The sequence below is a fragment of the Streptomyces sp. NBC_01092 genome, from assembly GCF_045039535.1.
Lineage (GTDB): Bacteria > Actinomycetota > Actinomycetes > Streptomycetales > Streptomycetaceae > Streptomyces.
Map to the genome: position 1 here is coordinate 2,892,119 of NZ_CP108659.1, position 17,223 is coordinate 2,909,341.

Here is a 17,223-nt window from a genome sequence, read left to right on the forward strand (position 1 = left end):
CGTCCCGTCAATACCCCGCACGAGGAGCCCCGTTGCCGTTCACGCTCAGCCACGCGGCGGCCGTACTGCCCGCCGTACGCACCGACGGAACCGGCCGAGGCCCACTCGTACCCGCCGTGTTGGTGGCGGGTTCCTTCGCTCCCGACATGACCTATTACGCGGGGAGTGTCCTGCCCGGGGCGATGGAGTTCGGCGATGTCACGCACTCGTTCGCGGGCGTGTTCACCATCGACGTGGTGGTCGCCTGGGCGCTGGTGGGGCTGTGGCTCCTGCTGCGTGAACCGCTGGTGGCGCTGCTGCCGGTGCGGCGGCAGGCGCGGGTGGCCACGCTGCTGCGCTGCGGGGCGCCACGCGCGCGTGTACGGCCGTCGCTTGCGGCGCGCTGGTACGGCTCGGCCGTGCTCGGCGCGCTGACCCATGTCATGTGGGACGCGTTCACGCATCTCGACCGCTGGGGAATGCGCCTGTTTCCCGTGCTGGGCGAGGAGATCGCGGGGTCGCCGCTGTACTGGTACCTCCAGTACGGCGGTTCGGCGGTGGCCGCGGTCGTCATCGCCGCGTTCGTGACCGTGGCGCTACGGCGGACGCCGGCCGCCGCGCCGGTCGGGGTTCCGGCGCTTTCGGTACGGGACCGGTGGTGCGCGGTTGCGGTGATCGGCGCACTGGCCGCGGGGGCGGCGGTGCAGCGGGCGTCTCACTGGTGGGACTACTGGGGGTCAACCGCCAAGTACTGGGAGCTGATCCCGACGCTGTGCTTCGGGGCGGGCGCGGGGCTCGCCCTGGGGCTGGTGCTGTACGGCGTAGGGGTCAGGGTGTGGCGTCCGGTTCCGCGCCCGGGCAGTGCGGGTGCGGATGGTGCGGGGCGGGAGCCGAGCCGTCCGGCCGTTCGGTGAGGGCGCGGGCGGTCGCGACGAGCAGCGTGACGGTGCGGATCAGGCGGTACCTGAGGGTTGCCGTCCTTTGTCGCAGGGTGCTCATCGGGTCGGCGGGGATGCGGGCGGTGCTTGCGCCGGGGGCGAGTGCCGCGACCGGCTTCCGCGCCGGTGACGGGGGCTGATCGGCGGTCGCTTGCGCCGGTGCCGGGGCCGTCCGGCGGTGGAGCGTGCGTATACCCATGACCGCATCTTTACGGGCGCGGGTCGCCTGCGGCGCTTTTGCGGGGGCCACGTGAGTGACGGGTCCCTCCGGGGGGGGTGGGCCGGGTCCGGGCGTCTGGCTGGTTGATGCCGGTTTGGGCGTGCGGGTTGTTGGGGGCTGGTCGCGCCCACGCGGCGGAGCCGCAAATCGATGCAGCCCCGCGCCCCTTCGGGGCGCTGCAGGCCGGGCGGGGTGCTGAACCCGGCCCGGCACGCGCGCCGCCCAGGGGCGTGGGGAACTGCGCGACCAGCCACGACGGCGCCGCAGACGAACGACGGCCTGTCACGGCACCAGCGGAGCCCTCAGTGCGCTGCCGACTCCCAGTCCGGGCCCGATCCGACCGAGACGCCCAGGGGGACGTTGAGGTGGACCGCGTTGGACATTTCGCGGCGGACCACCGCCTCGGTCGCCTCGCGTTCGCCGGGGGCCACTTCCAGGACGATTTCGTCGTGGACCTGGAGGAGCATGCGGGAGGTGAGGTTCTCCTCGCGCAGGGCCCGGTCCACATGGAGCATGGCGATCTTGACGATGTCCGCCGCCGTGCCCTGGATGGGGGCGTTGAGGGCCATGCGCTCGGCCGCCTCGCGGCGCTGGCGGTTGTCGCTGTTGAGGTCGGGGAGGTAGCGGCGGCGGCCGAAGAGCGTGGCCGTGTAGCCCGTCGCCCGTGCCTCGTCGACCGCGCGGCGCAGATAGTCCCGGACGCCGCCGAAGCGCTCGAAGTAGGCGTCCATCAGGGCGCGGGCCTCGCCCGCGTCGATGTTCAGCTGCTGCGAGAGGCCGAAGGCCGACAGACCGTAGGCCAGGCCGTACGACATCGCCTTGATCTTGCGGCGCATCTCCGCGTCCACCGCGGCCGGCTCCACGGCGAATACCTGTGAGGCGGCCGTGGTGTGCAGGTCCTCGCCCGAGGTGAACGCCTCGATGAGGCCCTCGTCCTCGGACAGGTGGGCCATCACACGCAGTTCGATCTGGCTGTAGTCCGCGGTCATCAGGGACTCGAAGCCCTCGCCGACCACGAAGCCCCGGCGGATCGCCCTGCCCTCGTCGGTGCGGACCGGGATGTTCTGCAGGTTCGGGTCCGTCGAGGACAGACGGCCCGTCGCGGCCACCGTCTGGTTGAAGGTGGTGTGGATACGGCCGTCCGACGCGATCGTCTTGATCAGGCCCTCGACGGTGACGCGCAGCTTCGCCTGCTCGCGGTGGCGGAGCATGATGACCGGCAGTTCGTTGTCGGTCTGGCCGGCCAGCCAGGCCAGGGCGTCGGCGTCCGTCGTGTAGCCCGTCTTCGTCTTCTTCGTCTTGGGCAGGGCCAGCTCGCCGAAGAGGACTTCCTGGAGCTGTTTGGGCGAGCCCAGGTTGAACTCGTGCCCTGCGGCCGCGTGCGCCTCCTTCACGGCCTGCTGCACGGCGCCCGCGAACATCTGCTCCATGGCCTCCAGGTGGGCCCGGTCGGCCGCGATGCCGTGCCGCTCCATGCGGGCCAGCAGGACCGAGGTCGGCAGCTCCATGTCACGCAGCAGATCCGCGGCGCCGACCTCCTCCAGACGGCTCTCGAAGGCCTCGCCCAGGTCCAGGACCGCGCGGGCCTGGATCATCAGGGCCTCGGCCTCGGCGCCGTCGTCCGCGCCGAAAGCCAGCTGGCCGTCGGCCGCGGCGGCCGGGGCGAGCTCGCGGTGCAGGTACTCCAGGGACAGCGCGTCCAGGTCGAAGGAGCGGCGGCCCGGCTTGACCAGGTAGGCGGCGAGCGCGGTGTCCATGCGCACGCCCTCGATGCTCCAGCCGTGCTCCGCGAAGACGCGCATCGCGCCCTTGGCGTTGTGGAAGACCTTGGGCTTGGCGGCGTCGGCCAGCCAGGCCGCGAACGCCTTCTCGTCGGTCTCGTCCAGCTGCGCCGGGTCGAACCAGCCGGCCGTGCCGTCCGCCGCCGCGAGCGCGACCTCGGCGACCGAGCCGGCACCGAGCGCCCAGGTGTCGACAGTGGCGACGCCGAGGAGCCCGCCGCCGTGCTCGGTGAGCCAGGGGCCCAGCTCGCCGGTGCCGAGCACCGAGCCGTCCAGCTCGACGCCCTCGGTGGCGATCGGGGTGGCCTCGGCCTCCTCGGCGCCGGGGTCGACGCCGAAGAGCCGCTCACGCAGGGACGGGTTCCTGATCTCCAGGGTGTCCAGGACCAGCGCGACGGCCTTGCGGTCGTACGGCTCGCGGGCGAGGTCGGTGACGGTCTTGGGCAGCTCGACGGCGCGCTCCAGCTCGGTGAGCCGGCGGTTGAGCTTGACGGCCTCCAGGTGGTCGCGCAGGTTCTGCCCGGCCTTGCCCTTGACCTCCTCGACGCGCTCGACCAGCTCCGCGAACGAACCGAACTGGTTGATCCACTTCGCGGCGGTCTTCTCGCCGACGCCCGGGATGCCCGGCAGGTTGTCGGACGGGTCGCCGCGCAGGGCCGCGAAGTCGGGGTACTGGGCGGGCGTCAGGCCGTACTTCTCGACGACCTTCTCCGGGGTGAAGCGGGTCAGCTCGGAGACGCCCTTGGTCGGGTACAGCACCGTGGTGTGATCGCTGACCAGCTGGAAGGAGTCCCGGTCGCCGGTGACGATCAGCACCTCGAAGCCGTCGGCCTCGGCCTGGGTGGCGAGGGTGGCGATCACGTCGTCGGCCTCGAAGCCGTCGACCGCGAAGCGCGAGACGTGCATCGCGTCGAGGAGCTCGCCGATCAGCTCGACCTGGCCCTTGAACTCGTCCGGGGTCTTGGAGCGGTTCGCCTTGTACTCCGTGAACTCCGCGGAGCGCCAGGTCTTGCGGGACACGTCGAAGGCCACGGCGAAGTGCGTGGGCGCCTCGTCGCGCAGGGTGTTGGCCAGCATCGACGCGAAGCCGTAGATCGCGTTCGTCGGCTGGCCCGTCGCGGTCGTGAAGTTCTCCGCGGGGAGCGCGAAGAACGCGCGATAGGCCAGCGAGTGCCCGTCCATGAGCATCAGGCGGGGCCGGCTGCCACCGGGGTTGCTGTCGGTCTTCTTCGATGCTGTCTCTGCCACGCCCCCGATCCTGCCACGCCCCACTGACAGTCGGTTCCCATCGGGGGGTACGGCTGCTCGGACGGGGTGCGCGCGAGGGGTCGCACGGGGAATACGGGTGCCGGGCCCCCCACCCGCGTTGTCGGTACCGCGTGCGAGGATCGGAGATGTACCTCACACGTGTACACAAAGAGGAGTGCGCGATGGCCACCAAGCCGCCCAAGGGTGATCCGGTTCAGGACGCGCCGCAGGTCGCCGAGCCGAAGCATGCGGCGGCGGGGTTGCCGGCCATCGGGCACACCTTGCGCATCGCACAGCAGCAGATGGGCGTGAAGCGCACCATGCTGACGTTGCTGAGCGTCAACCAGAAGAACGGCTTCGACTGCCCGGGGTGTGCCTGGCCGGAGCCGGACCACCGGCACAAGGCGGAGTTCTGTGAGAACGGCGCGAAGGCGGTGGCCGAGGAGGCCACCCTGCGCCGGGTCACCCCGGAGTTCTTCGCCGCGCACTCCGTCCCGGACCTCGCGACCAGGAGCGGCTACTGGCTGGGGCAGCAGGGGCGGCTCACCCACCCCATGTATCTCCCCGAGGGCGGCACGCACTACGAGCCGGTGTCCTGGGAGCGCGCCTTCGACATCATCGGTGAGGACATCACGGCCCTCGGCTCCCCCGACGAGGCCGTCTTCTACACCTCCGGCCGCACCAGCAACGAGGCCGCGTTCCTCTACCAGCTCTTCGCGCGCGAGCTCGGCACGAACAACCTGCCGGACTGCTCCAACATGTGCCACGAGTCGTCCGGGTCGGCCCTCTCCGAGACCATCGGCATCGGCAAGGGCAGCGTCCTGCTCGACGATCTGTACAAGGCCGAGCTGATCATCGTCGCCGGCCAGAACCCGGGCACGAACCACCCGCGCATGCTCTCCGCCCTGGAGAAGGCCAAGGCGAGCGGCGCGAAGATCATCACGGTCAACCCGCTGCCCGAGGCGGGCCTGGAGCGCTTCAAGAACCCGCAGACCCCGCAGGGCATGCTCAAGGGCGCCGCGCTCACCGACCTGTTCCTCCAGATCCGCATCGGTGGGGACCAGGCCCTCTTCCGCCTCCTCAACAAGCTGATCCTCGAGACCGAGGGCGCGGTCGACGAGGAGTTCGTGCGCGAACACACCCACGGCTACGAGGAGTTCGCCGAGGCCGCCCGCACCGCGGACTGGGACGAGACTCTGACGGCGACCGGCCTCACGCGCGCGGACATCGACAAGGCCATGGCGATGATCCTCGCCTCCCGGCGCACCATCGTGTGCTGGGCGATGGGCCTCACCCAGCACAAGCACTCGGTGCCGACGATCCGCGAGGTCGTCAACTTCCTTCTGCTGCGCGGCGACATCGGCCGCCCGGGCGCGGGAGTGTGCCCGGTGCGCGGCCACTCGAACGTGCAGGGCGACCGCACGATGGGCATCTTCGAGCGGCCCGCCCCGGCCTTCCTGGACGCCTTGGAGAAGGAGTTCGGCTTCGCGCCCCCGCGCGAGCACGGCTTCGACGTCGTACGGGCCATCCGCGCGCTGCGCGACGGCGAGGCGAAGGTCTTCTTCGCGATGGGCGGCAACTTCGTGGCCGCGACGCCCGACACGGACGTCACCGAGGCGGCGATGCGGCGTGCCCGGCTGACCGTGCACGTGTCGACGAAGCTCAACCGCAGCCATGCGGTCACGGGCGCCCGCGCGCTGATCCTGCCGACGCTGGGCCGCACAGAGCGTGACCTGCAGGTCGGCCCGAACGGGAAAAGCACAGCGCAGTTCGTGACCGTCGAGGACTCGATGGGCATGGTGCACGCCTCCCGAGGCCGCCTGGAGCCCGCGAGCACGCACCTGCTGTCCGAGCCGGCGATCGTGTGCCGCCTGGCACGCCGCGTGCTCGGCGAGGCCAGCCGCACGCCCTGGGAGGAGTTCGAGAAGGACTACGCGACGATCCGCGACCGCATCGCGCGCGTGATCCCGGGCTTCGAGGACTTCAACGCGCGCGTGGCCCACCCCGGCGGCTTCACGCTCCCGCACGCCCCGCGCGACGAGCGCCGCTTCCCGACGGCGACCGGCAAGGCCAACTTCACCGCGGCCCCGGTCGAGTACCCGGAGGTTCCGGAGGGCCGGCTGCTGCTGCAGACCCTGCGGTCGCACGACCAGTACAACACCACGATCTACGGCCTCGACGACCGATACCGGGGGATCAAGAACGGCCGCCGGGTCGTCATGGTCAACCCCGAGGACGCACAGCGGCTGAACATCGCCGACGGCAGTTACGTCGACCTGGTCGGCGAGTGGAAGGACGGCGTCGAGCGGCGGGCGCCCGGCTTCCGGGTCGTGCACTATCCGACGGCCCGCGGCTGCGCGGCCGCGTACTACCCGGAGACCAATGTGCTGGTCCCGCTGGACGCCACCGCGGACACCAGCAACACCCCGGCCAGCAAGTCCGTCGTCGTACGTCTGGAACAATCGGCGACCGACTGAGCGTTTGCTCAGTCGACGGGCAGGACGAGCGACTGAGCACCACGAAACGGAGCCGGACCCATGGGCGAGCAGCAGCACGTGAAGTTCCCGCAGGACGTCATAGACGAGTACGCCGCGCTCGGTGTCGACCTGCCGGCCCTGTTCTCCGCCGGGCACCTCGGTACGCGCATGGGCGTGGAGATCGTGGAGGCGTCCGCGGAGCGGGTCGTCGGGACCATGCCGGTGGAGGGGAACACCCAGCCTTACGGGCTGCTGCACGGCGGCGCGTCCGCGGTGCTCGCCGAGACGCTCGGGTCGGTGGGGTCGATGCTGCACGCCGGCACCTCCAAGATCGCGGTCGGCGTCGACCTCAACTGCACCCACCACCGGGGCGTGCGCTCCGGCCTCGTCACGGGCGTGGCCACACCGCTGCACCAGGGCCGCTCGACGGCGACGTACGAGATCGTGATCAGCGACGAGGAGGGGCGACGGGTGTGCAGCGCACGGCTCACCTGCCTGCTGCGCGACGTGAAGCCGGGCGACGGCGAGCACCTCCGGTCGGCGAACTGACGTCGACGTCCCGACGACGCGGGCGTGACCACAACCCCCTTGCTTTTCGCGGCCGTTGAAACGGCGGCGCCCGACGGCATACCGTCGGGGCATGACGACGGGAGGACCCCGCCGCAAGGGGGCCGCGCTCGGACCGGCGCTGCTGGCCGCCGTATTGGCGGCCGGCTGCGGTGAGCCGGGCACCCGGGCCGACGCGCCCGAGCCCCGGGCGAGCGCCAACTCCCCCTCCCCGTCGGCGACTGCGCCCGCGCAGCTGTGCGCGCACATCGTCGGGTACTGGGCACGCCGGTCCCTGACCGGCGACACGTACGGCGACTATCAGTCGATGGGCCTGTCCGACGGCCAGTACGAGATCCTGCGCAAGGTCGTGGACGGCGCGCGGGCCGAGCGCGAGCGCGCGGACGCGCGTGCGGCGGACCGCCTGATCGACCGCAGGGCCCGCGAGTTGTGCGAGGAGCGGTACCGCGACGGCGAGCCGACCGGAGGTCCATGGGGCTGACCGAGCAATCCCCAATTCCACATTTCGATGCCCCATGCATGAAAAGCCGGGGGCGGCCGAGCACCTATCACATTCGTAACTCTGTGTAATACGGATGCAATACGAACCAGCAGTTCCCCTGGAGTGGTCATCTTTCACGCAAGGCGACCGAGGCCCCCTGGTAGCCTCCAGCAACAACCTCGGTAATCACCAAAACGCGTGAACACTCGTGAAGAAGCTACGCGCGAACGCTGCGAGTTCTCACAATGTGGACAGGGCGAATCGGCCGGAAATCCGCTCTTCCCCCCATGGAGTACCGCTCTGCGTTACCCCGTGTCATAACAAGAGCGTCACAGCCTTGGTCAGAACCTCCTCCATGTTCCCCACCCGCGCTTAGAGTCACCGCCAGTCACCGCGCCATCGGATTCGAAGTCACTTCGGCCCAGCGCTCGACTCGGCGAGTTCCATGGGGAGCCGCCGTGCCAGGGAAAGGACCTGATTCGTGCGTCAACGTTCGATCATCGCCATAACCGCCGCGCTCGCGGCGGGATCGCTGACACTCACGGCTTGTGGGTCGCGTGACGACGACGGCGGCAGCAGCAACGGCGACAAGACCACTGTGGTGATCGGTGTCGACGCCCCGCTGACCGGCGACCTGTCGGCCCTCGGCCTCGGCATCAAGAACTCCGCCGACCTCGCCGCCAAGACAGCCAACAAGCAGGAGTACGTCAAGGGCGTCGAGTTCAAGATCGAAGCCCTCGACGACCAGGCGCAGCCCTCCGTGGGCCAGCAGAACGCCCAGAAGTTCATCAGCGACAAGGACGTCCTCGGCGTCGTCGGCCCGCTGAACTCCAGCGTGTCGCAGCAGATGCAGAAGCCGTTCAGCGACGCCGGCCTGACCCAGGTCTCCCCGGCGAACACCGGCACCGAGCTGACCCAGGGCGACGGCTGGAAGACCGGCGACTCGGTCCGCCAGTTCAAGACCTTCTTCCGCACGGCCACCACGGACGAGATCCAGGGTGCCTTCGCGGCGGACTACCTGTACAACCAGGCGAAGCTCAAGAAGGTCTACCTGATCGACGACCAGAAGACCTACGGAGCCGGCCTCGCCGCCTCCTTCAAGGCGAACTTCACCAAGTTCGGTGGTCAGATCGTCGGCAGCGACCACATCAACCCCGACGACCGTGACTTCAACGCCGTGGTCGCCAAGATCAAGAAGACCGGCGCCGAGGCCCTGTACTACGGCGGCGAGTACCCGGCCGCCGGTCCGCTGAGCCAGCAGCTCAAGGACAGCGGCCAGAAGATCCCGCTCATGGGCGGCGACGGCATCTACTCCGGCGAGTTCCCGAAGCTGAACAAGAAGGCCGAGGGCGACCTCGCGACCTCCGTGGGCAAGCCGGTCGAGCAGCTCGACTCCGCCAAGACGTTCATCAAGGACTACGAGGCGGGCGGCTACGAGGACGCCTACGAGGCGTACGGCGGCCTCACCTACGACGCCACCTGGTCGATCATCGAGGCCGTCAAGCTGGCGGTCGAGGGCAACGACGGCAAGGTCCCGTCCGAGGGCCGCAAGGCTGTCCTGGACGCCATGGCGAAGGTCAAGTTCGACGGCGTCACCGGCACCATCTCGTTCGACGAGTTCGGTGACACCACGAACCACACGATGACCGCGTACAAGGTCAAGAGCAACGCGTGGGCGCCGGAGTTCAGCGGCGAGCCCAAGCTGGGCTAGCAGAGGACGAGTAAGAGCACTCCACAGAACACACATTGATCCAGGCCGCGCGGGATCGCCCATCAGCGCTCCCGCGCGGCGCCATATCCGAACCACTCCACGGAGGCCCTGCGGTGAACGAACTGCCGCAACAGCTGGCCAATGGACTCATCCTCGGCGCGATGTACGGACTCATCGCGATCGGTTACACGATGGTCTACGGCATCGTCCAGCTCATCAACTTCGCCCACGGCGAGATCTTCATGGTCGGGGGCTTCGGGGCCCTCACCGTCTGGTTGGTACTCCCCGAGGGCTTCGGCCTCGGGGCTGCAGTCCCCCTCATGATCATCGGTGGCGTCCTCGTCTCGGTCGCCGTCGGCACGGCGGCGGAACGGTTCGCCTACCGGCCACTGCGCACCGCGCCACGGCTGGCACCCCTCATCACCGCCATCGGCCTGTCCATCGTCCTGCAGCAGGCCGTGTGGATGTGGTACCCGGACGCGAAGAAGGACCAGCCCTTCCCGCAGTTCGAAGGCGGCCCCATCGACGTCCTGGGCGCCAACATCCAGCGCGGTGACCTCTTCGTTCTCATAGCCGCCCCGGTGTGCATGATCGCCCTGGGCCTCTTCGTCAACAAGACGCGCTCCGGCCGCGGCATGCAGGCCACCGCTCAGGACCCCGACACGGCCAAGCTGATGGGCATCAACACCGACCGCATCATCGTGATGGCGTTCGCCATCGGTGCCGCGTTCGCCGCCATCGCCGCCGTCGCCTACGGCCTCAAGAACGGCCAGGTCGGCTTCCGCATGGGCTTCCTGATGGGCCTCAAGGCCTTCACGGCAGCCGTGCTCGGCGGTATCGGCAACATCTACGGCGCCATGCTCGGCGGTGTGGTCCTCGGCGTCGCCGAGTCCCTCGCCACCGGCTACATCGGCGACATCCCCGGCATGGACCTCTTCGGCGGCGGCGCCTGGAAGGACGTGTGGGCGTTCGCCCTCCTCATCCTCGTCCTGCTGTTCAGGCCACAAGGTCTGCTCGGCGAACGCGTCGCGGATCGGGCGTGATACCCATGACCACCGAGATCCCCATGGACAAGAACACCGACGCCGCCAAGGTGTCCACCGCGCCGGCCACCCCGATCATCCCGCTGCCGCAGGTCGCGGCACGCGGACTGACCGTCGCCGGCTCCGCCTTCGCCCTCATAGGCACCTTCCTCGCCTGGACCTGGACCGATGAGTTCCCGGGCAACCTGACCGTCACCGGCTACCCGGGCGGCCTTCAGATCCTCACCCTCTTCGGCTCCGTGCTCACGCTGCTGTTCGCCCTCTCCGGCTACGGCATCCGCGGCCTGGGCTGGCTCACCCCCGGCGGCAAGAACAGCCCCGTCCTGCTCGCCGCCCTCGGCGTGTTCGGCACCACGGGCTACGCCATCGGCGCGATCACCCAGGAGCTCGGCGGCCTGGTCAACCTGGAGCCCGGCGCCTGGGTCTCCGGCATCGGCGCACTCGTCGCCGTGATCGGCGCCCTCGGCCTCCCGGTCGACCAGCCGTACGGCGCGGCGGACCCGACCCCGAACCTCTGGGGCCGTATCCGCCACTCGCTCACCGCGCCCGACCCCGGCCGTGCCAAGGACCTGCCCTCGTGGGTTGAGATCCTGATCATCGCCGCCGGTTTCGGCGTCGGCCTGTACGTCTTCGCGTTCGGCATCGGCACCGAGTACTCCGAGCTGTTCATCGGCTTCCTGATCGTCACGGCCTTCGGCTTCACCGCCGTGACCCGGGCGGGCCTCCTCAAGCGGCTCTCGGGACTCACCGCCAAGCACCGCAACGTGGCCATGTCCGCCGCCTTCGTCGCGGCGATCTGCTTCCCCTTCACCCAGAGCAACGACCAGTTCGCCCTCATCGGCGCGAACATCCTGATCTTCGCCACGGTCGCGCTGGGCCTCAACGTCGTCGTCGGCCTCGCCGGCCTGCTCGACCTCGGATACGTCGCCTTCCTCGGCGTCGGCGCCTACGCCGCCGCCCTGGTCTCCGGCTCCCCGCAGTCCAGCATCGGCGTCGAGTTCCCGTTCTGGGCCGCGGTCCTCACCGGCGCCGCCGCCTCGCTGATCTTCGGCGTGGTCATCGGTGCCCCGACCCTGCGACTGCGCGGCGACTACCTCGCCATCGTGACGCTCGGCTTCGGTGAGATCTTCCGCATCACCATGAACAACCTGAACGGCAACAGCGGACCGGACGTCACCAACGGCTCCAACGGCATCCCCAACATCCCGGACCTGGAGATCCTCGGGTTCAACCTCGGGCTGCCGCACAACGTCCTGGGCACCGAACTCACCCGGTCCGGCAACTACTACCTGCTGATGCTGGCGTGCACGGCCATCGTCGTCCTGGTCTTCCGCCGCTCGGCGGAATCCCGCATCGGCCGCGCCTGGGTCGCCATCCGCGAGGACGAGACCGCCGCCACCGCGATGGGCATCAACGGCTTCCGCCTCAAGCTCCTCGCGTTCGCGCTCGGCGCGTCCCTCGCCGGCCTCGCCGGCACCGTCCAGGCGCACGTGTCCTACAGCGTCACCCCCGAGCAGTACCAGTTCGCCGGCTCCGTGCCGCCGAACTCGGCCTTCCTGCTCGCCGCCGTCATCCTCGGCGGTATGGGCACCATCAGCGGCCCGCTGATCGGCGCCGCGCTGCTCTACCTGATCCCGGCCAAGCTCCAGTTCATGGCGGAGTACCAGCTGCTGCTCTTCGGCATCGCGCTGATGCTGCTGATGCGCTTCCGCCCCGAGGGACTGGTCGCCGACCGCAGGAAGCAGCTCGAATTCCACGAGACCGGACAGCTCGACGTACCGGAGGACAAGCCATTGCCCGAAGGCGCGACCGGCGTCGCGAAGGCAGGGGCGTGACCGCCATGACCACGACCACCACCGCACCCGCCACCACCACGGTGCTCGACGCCACCGGTGTCACGATGCGCTTCGGCGGCCTGACCGCCGTGCGCGACGTGAACCTCACCGTCAACAGCGGCGAGATCGTCGGCCTCATCGGCCCCAACGGCGCCGGCAAGACGACCTTCTTCAACTGCCTCACCGGTCTGTACATCCCGACCGAGGGCAAGGTCGCCTACAAGGGCACCGTCCTGCCGCCCAAGCCGCACCTGGTCACCCAGGCCGGCATCGCCCGTACGTTCCAGAACATCCGGCTCTTCGCCAACATGACCGTTCTGGAGAACGTGCTGGTCGGACGGCACACCCGCACCAAGGAAGGCCTCTGGTCGGCCCTCCTGCGCCTGCCCAGCTTCAAGAAGGCCGAGGACGCGTCCCGGGCCCGTGCCATGGAACTCCTGGAGTTCACCGGTCTCGCCGCCAAGGCCGACCACCTCGCCCGCAACCTGCCCTACGGCGAGCAGCGCAAGCTGGAGATCGCCCGGGCGCTCGCGAGCGAGCCCGGTCTGCTCCTCCTCGACGAGCCGACCGCCGGTATGAACCCGCAGGAGACCCGGGCGGCCGAGGAACTCATCTTCGCCATCCGGGACCAGGGCATCGCCGTCCTCGTCATCGAGCACGACATCCGGTTCATCATGAACCTCTGCGACCGGGTCGCCGTGCTGGTCCAGGGCGAGAAGATCGTCGAGGGCCCCGCCGAGGTCGTCCAGGCCGACGAGCGCGTCATCGCCGCCTACCTGGGCACGCCCTTCGAGGGCGAGCCCGGCGCCGCGGAAGCCGCCGAGGTCGAGGCCGCCGAGGCGCAGAGCAGCACGGAAGGGGACGACAAGTGACCGCACTGCTCGAGGTCGAGGACCTCAGGGTCGCTTACGGCAAGATCGAGGCCGTCAAGGGCATCTCGTTCAAGGTGGACGCGGGCGAGGTCGTCACCCTCATCGGCACCAACGGCGCCGGCAAGACCACCACCCTGCGCACCCTGTCGGGTCTCCTCCAGCCGCTGTCCGGACAGATCAAGTTCGACGGCAAGTCGCTGAAGAAGGTCCCCGCGCACAAGGTCGTCTCGCTGGGGCTCGCCCACTCCCCCGAGGGGCGGCACATCTTCCCCCGCATGACGATCGAGGACAACCTCCGTCTCGGCGCGTTCCTGCGTACCGACAAGGAGGCCATCGAGAAGGACATCAAGCGCGCCTACGACCTGTTCCCCATCCTCGGAGAGCGCCGCAAGCAGGCCGCGGGCACCCTCTCCGGCGGTGAGCAGCAGATGCTCGCCATGGGTCGGGCGCTGATGTCACGGCCGAAGCTGCTCATGCTCGACGAGCCCTCCATGGGTCTGTCGCCGATCATGATGCAGAAGATCATGTCCACCATCAAGGAGCTCAAGTCCCAGGGCACCACCATTCTGCTCATCGAGCAGAACGCCCAGGCCGCGCTCTCCCTGGCCGATCACGGCCATGTGATGGAGGTCGGCAAGATCGTCCTCTCCGGCAGCGGGCAGGACCTCCTGCACGACGAGTCCGTGCGGAAGGCGTACCTGGGCGAGGACTGATCGCCCGGACACCCACGAGTGAGGCCCGTGCCCCCCGGTCAAGGGCACGGGCCTCACTCTTTGCCGCTTCGGTACGTCAGCCCTTGGCGGCCTTCTTCTCGTCGGCGTCCTGGATGACGGCCTCGGCGACCTGCTGCATCGACATCCGGCGGTCCATGGACGTCTTCTGGATCCACCGGAACGCGGCCGGCTCGGTCAGGCCGTACTCGGTCTGGAGGATGGACTTCGCGCGGTCCACGAGCTTGCGTGTCTCCAGGCGCAGGGTGAGGTCGGCGACCTCCTTCTCCAGCTCCTTCAGCTCGGTGAAGCGCGAGACGGCCATCTCGATCGCCGGCACGACGTCACTCTTGCTGAACGGCTTGACCAGGTAGGCCATGGCACCGGCGTCCCGGGCGCGCTCGACGAGGTCGCGCTGCGAGAACGCGGTCAGCATCAGCACCGGGGCGATGCTCTCCTCGGCGATCTTCTCGGCGGCGGAGATGCCGTCGAGCTTGGGCATCTTCACGTCGAGGATGACAAGGTCCGGCTTGTGCTCGCGGGCGAGTTCCACCGCCTGCTCACCATCTCCGGCCTCACCGACGACGGTGTACCCCTCTTCTTCGAGCATCTCTTTGAGATCGAGCCGGATCAGCGCCTCGTCCTCGGCAATGACGACACGGGTCGTCAGCGGAGGCACGTGCGACTTGTCGTCGTCGGGCGCGTCTACGGGCTGGGGCGACTCGGGGGCGGTCACGGGGGCTCCTCGTTCAGGGGCATGGGTGCTGCTGACAAGAGCCTACCCAGCTGCTGTAAGGTGGGGGCACGGCGGGTAACCACCAACCTTCATATTGAAGGGGCCCCGGTAGCCCAGCGGAAGAGGCAATGGATTCAAAACCCATACAGCGTCGGTTCGAATCCGACTCGGGGCACTTTTCCTTGGTTTCCAAGGTCGCCATAACAAAGCGGATGTTCACGCTCTCGTGAACATCCGCTTTTTGCTGCAAAGGGCCCCTCCTCAATACCGAAGAAGGGCCCTTCGTCTGCTACTTGGGACTGTCGTCCTCGCCGATGTGATGCACGCGGACCAGGTTCGTCGAACCCGACACCCCGGGAGGCGAACCCGCGGTGATGACGACGACGTCGCCCTTCTTGCAGCGGCCGTATTTCAGGAGGAGTTCGTCGACCTGGTCGACCATCGCGTCCGTGGAGTCCACGTGCGGGCCGAGGAAGGTCTCCACGCCCCACGTCAGGTTGAGCTGTGAGCGCGTGGCCGGTTCGGGGGTGAAGGCCAGGAGGGGGATGGGCGAGCGGTAACGGGAGAGGCGACGGACCGTGTCGCCGGACTGCGTGAAGGCGACCAGGAACTTCGCGCCCAGGAAGTCGCCCATCTCGGCCGCCGCGCGGGCGACCGCGCCGCCCTGGGTGCGGGGCTTGTTGCGCTCGGTCAGCGGCGGCAGGCCCTTGGCGAGGATGTCCTCCTCGGCCGCCTCGACGATCTTCGCCATCGTCCGGACCGTCTCGATGGGGTACTTGCCTACGCTGGTCTCGCCGGACAGCATCACCGCGTCGGTGCCGTCGATGACGGCGTTGGCCACGTCCGACGCCTCCGCCCTCGTCGGGCGGGAGTTCTCGATCATCGAGTCGAGCATCTGCGTCGCCACGATCACCGGCTTGGCGTTGCGCTTCGCCAGCTTGATCGCGCGCTTCTGGACGATCGGGACCTGCTCCAGCGGCATCTCCACGCCCAGGTCGCCGCGGGCGACCATGATGCCGTCGAAGGCGGCCACGATGTCGTCGATCGCGTCGACGGCCTGCGGCTTCTCCACCTTGGCGATGACCGGAAGGCGGCGGCCCTCCTCGTCCATGATGCGGTGGACGTCCTCGATGTCACGGCCGGAGCGGACGAAGGACAGGGCGATGACGTCGAAGCCGGTGCGCAGCGCCCAGCGCAGGTCGGCCTCGTCCTTCTCGGACAGCGCGGGGACGGAGACCGCGACGCCGGGGAGGTTGAGTCCCTTGCTGTCGGAGATCATGCCGCCCTCGACGACGGTGGTGTTCACGCGCGGGCCGTCGACGGAGGTGACCTCCAGGCAGACCTTGCCGTCGTCGACGAGGATGCGCTCACCGGCGCTGACGTCGGCGGCGAGGCCGGAGTAGGTGGTGCCGCACTGGTGGCGGTCGCCCTCCGCGCCCTCCTCGACGGTGATGGTGAAGGTGTCTCCGCGTTCAAGGAGTACAGGTCCTTCGACGAAGCGGCCGAGGCGGATCTTCGGGCCTTGAAGGTCCGCGAGGACGCCGACGCTGCGGCCGGTCTCGTCGGAGGCCTTCCGCACGCGCTGGTAGCGCTCCTCGTGGTCGGCGTGGCCGCCGTGGCTGAGGTTGAAGCGGGCGACGTCCATTCCGGCGTCGACCAGTGCCTTTATCTGGTCGTACGAGTCGGTGGCAGGGCCCAGGGTGCAGACGATTTTCGCTCGGCGCATGTTTCGACTCTATGACTTACCGGCGGGTAGAGAATTGGTACGGCATGACCACTCAACAACCGTTGCGTGAAGGGATATTGACAAGTGTTGAATTGTGCGGCGGGGTGCTCCGATGAGCGTTCGAAAGGCACCCCGCCGAGGTAATTCACAGCCGCGGCGGCGTCATCGTGAAGCGCGCGTTGACCTGGGCGTGGACATGCTGCCGCTGGGGTTCGAGATCGAGCGGGGCCGCGGCCGCGTCCTCGGCGGCGCCGTAGGCCACGGAGCGCATCCGGCCGCCGGGGGCCTGCGGATAGGGCGGCGGGGCGCTCTCCGCGCCGATGTCGGCGAGCTCCACCAGCGCCGCCAGGGAGGACCCCAGCGCCTCCGCGTACTCCCGGGCGCGCTGCACGGCTTCCCGTACCGCCTGCTGCCGCGCCTGACGATGGGCCGGCGAGTCGGGGCGCAGGGCCCACCAGGGGCCGTCCACGCGGGTGAGATCCAAGTCGGCCAGGCGGGTGGTCAGTTCGCCGAGCGCGGTGAAGTCGGTGAGGACGGCTGTGATGTGGACGCGGCCGTGGTAGGCGTGGACGCGCTCGCCGCGGCCCTTGTCCTTCAGTTCGGGGCTGATGGAGAAGGCACCGGTCTCCAGGCGCTCGACCGCGTCGCCGTAGGTCTTGATGAGGTCGAGGACGGCGGCGTTGCGGCGGGTGAGGTCGTCGAGGGCGGCGCGGCGGTCCTTGCCGCGGGAGGCGACGGTGACGCCGATGCGGGCGATCTCGGGGTCGACCTCCAGTCGGGCCTCGCCGCGGACGGCGATGCGCGGGGCGTCGGGGGTGCCGTAGGGGACGGCCGGCTGAAGTTCCTCTGAAGGCACGGTCATACGTCCCACTCTGTCATCGCTTGCTGGGTTACGGCCC

At 69.2% G+C, this 17,223-nt stretch carries 13 protein-coding genes and 1 tRNA gene; 10 read left to right on the plus strand and 4 right to left on the minus strand.

Annotated elements, in window-relative coordinates; translation table 11 throughout:
• Positions 1–32: 32 nt before the first annotated feature.
• Positions 33–893 (plus strand): DUF4184 family protein, encoded by an 861-nt coding sequence (locus tag OG254_RS12920; protein WP_405580879.1) that lies wholly within the window; start codon positions 33–35, stop codon positions 891–893.
• 546 nt (positions 894–1,439) lie between these two features.
• On the opposite strand, the gene polA is transcribed toward OG254_RS12920, so the two are convergent.
• Positions 1,440–4,166, minus strand: coding sequence for a DNA polymerase I (gene polA, locus OG254_RS12925; protein WP_405580881.1), 2,727 nt, complete (start codon positions 4,164–4,166; stop codon positions 1,440–1,442).
• A gap of 182 nt (positions 4,167–4,348) precedes the next feature.
• On the opposite strand from polA, the gene OG254_RS12930 reads away from it, so the two are divergent.
• The 8 genes from OG254_RS12930 (at position 4,349) to OG254_RS12965 (ending at position 13,865) form a co-directional block, all read left to right on the plus strand.
• Positions 4,349–6,643, plus strand: coding sequence for an FdhF/YdeP family oxidoreductase (locus OG254_RS12930; protein ID WP_405580883.1), 2,295 nt, complete (start codon positions 4,349–4,351; stop codon positions 6,641–6,643).
• Between the two features lie 60 nt (positions 6,644–6,703).
• Positions 6,704–7,192: a hotdog fold thioesterase gene (locus tag OG254_RS12935; protein WP_147996610.1), complete on the plus strand. Its 489-nt coding sequence runs from the start codon at positions 6,704–6,706 to the stop codon at positions 7,190–7,192.
• A 91-nt stretch (positions 7,193–7,283) separates the two neighbouring features.
• Positions 7,284–7,691, plus strand: a complete 408-nt coding sequence (locus OG254_RS12940) for a hypothetical protein (protein ID WP_351193436.1) — start codon at positions 7,284–7,286, stop codon at positions 7,689–7,691.
• A 481-nt stretch (positions 7,692–8,172) separates the two neighbouring features.
• Positions 8,173–9,402 (plus strand): branched-chain amino acid ABC transporter substrate-binding protein, encoded by a 1,230-nt coding sequence (locus OG254_RS12945; RefSeq protein WP_405580886.1) that lies wholly within the window; start codon positions 8,173–8,175, stop codon positions 9,400–9,402.
• Positions 9,403–9,515: 113 nt separating this feature from the next.
• Entirely contained in the window at positions 9,516–10,445 is a 930-nt protein-coding gene (locus OG254_RS12950; protein WP_405580888.1) for a branched-chain amino acid ABC transporter permease, read from the plus strand.
• 23 nt (positions 10,446–10,468) lie between these two features.
• Positions 10,469–12,280: a branched-chain amino acid ABC transporter permease gene (locus OG254_RS12955; RefSeq protein ID WP_405594967.1), complete on the plus strand. Its 1,812-nt coding sequence runs from the start codon at positions 10,469–10,471 to the stop codon at positions 12,278–12,280.
• A 5-nt stretch (positions 12,281–12,285) separates the two neighbouring features.
• Complete coding sequence (locus OG254_RS12960) at positions 12,286–13,152, plus strand: ABC transporter ATP-binding protein (protein WP_405580890.1); 867 nt, start codon at positions 12,286–12,288, stop codon at positions 13,150–13,152.
• A complete protein-coding gene (locus OG254_RS12965) occupies positions 13,149–13,865 on the plus strand; it encodes an ABC transporter ATP-binding protein (protein WP_351193441.1) in 717 nt (238 codons plus the stop codon). The genes OG254_RS12960 and OG254_RS12965 overlap by 4 nt, the downstream gene beginning before the upstream one ends.
• Positions 13,866–13,941: 76 nt before the next feature.
• Here the strand turns inward: OG254_RS12965 and OG254_RS12970 are convergent, their stop codons facing one another.
• Positions 13,942–14,598, minus strand: a complete 657-nt coding sequence (locus OG254_RS12970) for an ANTAR domain-containing response regulator (protein ID WP_217211850.1) — start codon at positions 14,596–14,598, stop codon at positions 13,942–13,944.
• 102 nt (positions 14,599–14,700) lie between these two features.
• Between OG254_RS12970 and OG254_RS12975 the strand changes: the two genes are divergently transcribed.
• Positions 14,701–14,773, plus strand: a tRNA-Leu gene (locus tag OG254_RS12975).
• A gap of 114 nt (positions 14,774–14,887) precedes the next feature.
• Here the strand turns inward: OG254_RS12975 and pyk are convergent.
• Positions 14,888–16,324 (minus strand): pyruvate kinase, encoded by a 1,437-nt coding sequence (gene pyk / locus OG254_RS12980; RefSeq protein ID WP_405580895.1) that lies wholly within the window; start codon positions 16,322–16,324, stop codon positions 14,888–14,890.
• Between the two features lie 145 nt (positions 16,325–16,469).
• Positions 16,470–17,186 (minus strand): SIMPL domain-containing protein, encoded by a 717-nt coding sequence (locus OG254_RS12985; protein ID WP_405580898.1) that lies wholly within the window; start codon positions 17,184–17,186, stop codon positions 16,470–16,472.
• Positions 17,187–17,223 lie beyond the last annotated feature (37 nt).

Excerpts from the sequence above, each read along its gene's own strand:
- OG254_RS12955 (WP_405594967.1), top strand. The coding sequence starts at position 10,469 with ATGGACAAGAACACCGACGCCGCCAAGGTGTCCACCGCGCCGGCCACC.
- pyk (WP_405580895.1), bottom strand. The coding sequence starts at position 16,324 with ATGCGCCGAGCGAAAATCGTCTGCACCCTGGGCCCTGCCACCGACTCG.
- OG254_RS12935 (WP_147996610.1), top strand. The coding sequence starts at position 6,704 with ATGGGCGAGCAGCAGCACGTGAAGTTCCCGCAGGACGTCATAGACGAG.
- OG254_RS12985 (WP_405580898.1), bottom strand. The coding sequence starts at position 17,186 with ATGACCGTGCCTTCAGAGGAACTTCAGCCGGCCGTCCCCTACGGCACC.
- OG254_RS12960 (WP_405580890.1), top strand. The coding sequence starts at position 12,286 with ATGACCACGACCACCACCGCACCCGCCACCACCACGGTGCTCGACGCC.
- OG254_RS12940 (WP_351193436.1), top strand. The coding sequence starts at position 7,284 with ATGACGACGGGAGGACCCCGCCGCAAGGGGGCCGCGCTCGGACCGGCG.
- OG254_RS12930 (WP_405580883.1), top strand. The coding sequence starts at position 4,349 with ATGGCCACCAAGCCGCCCAAGGGTGATCCGGTTCAGGACGCGCCGCAG.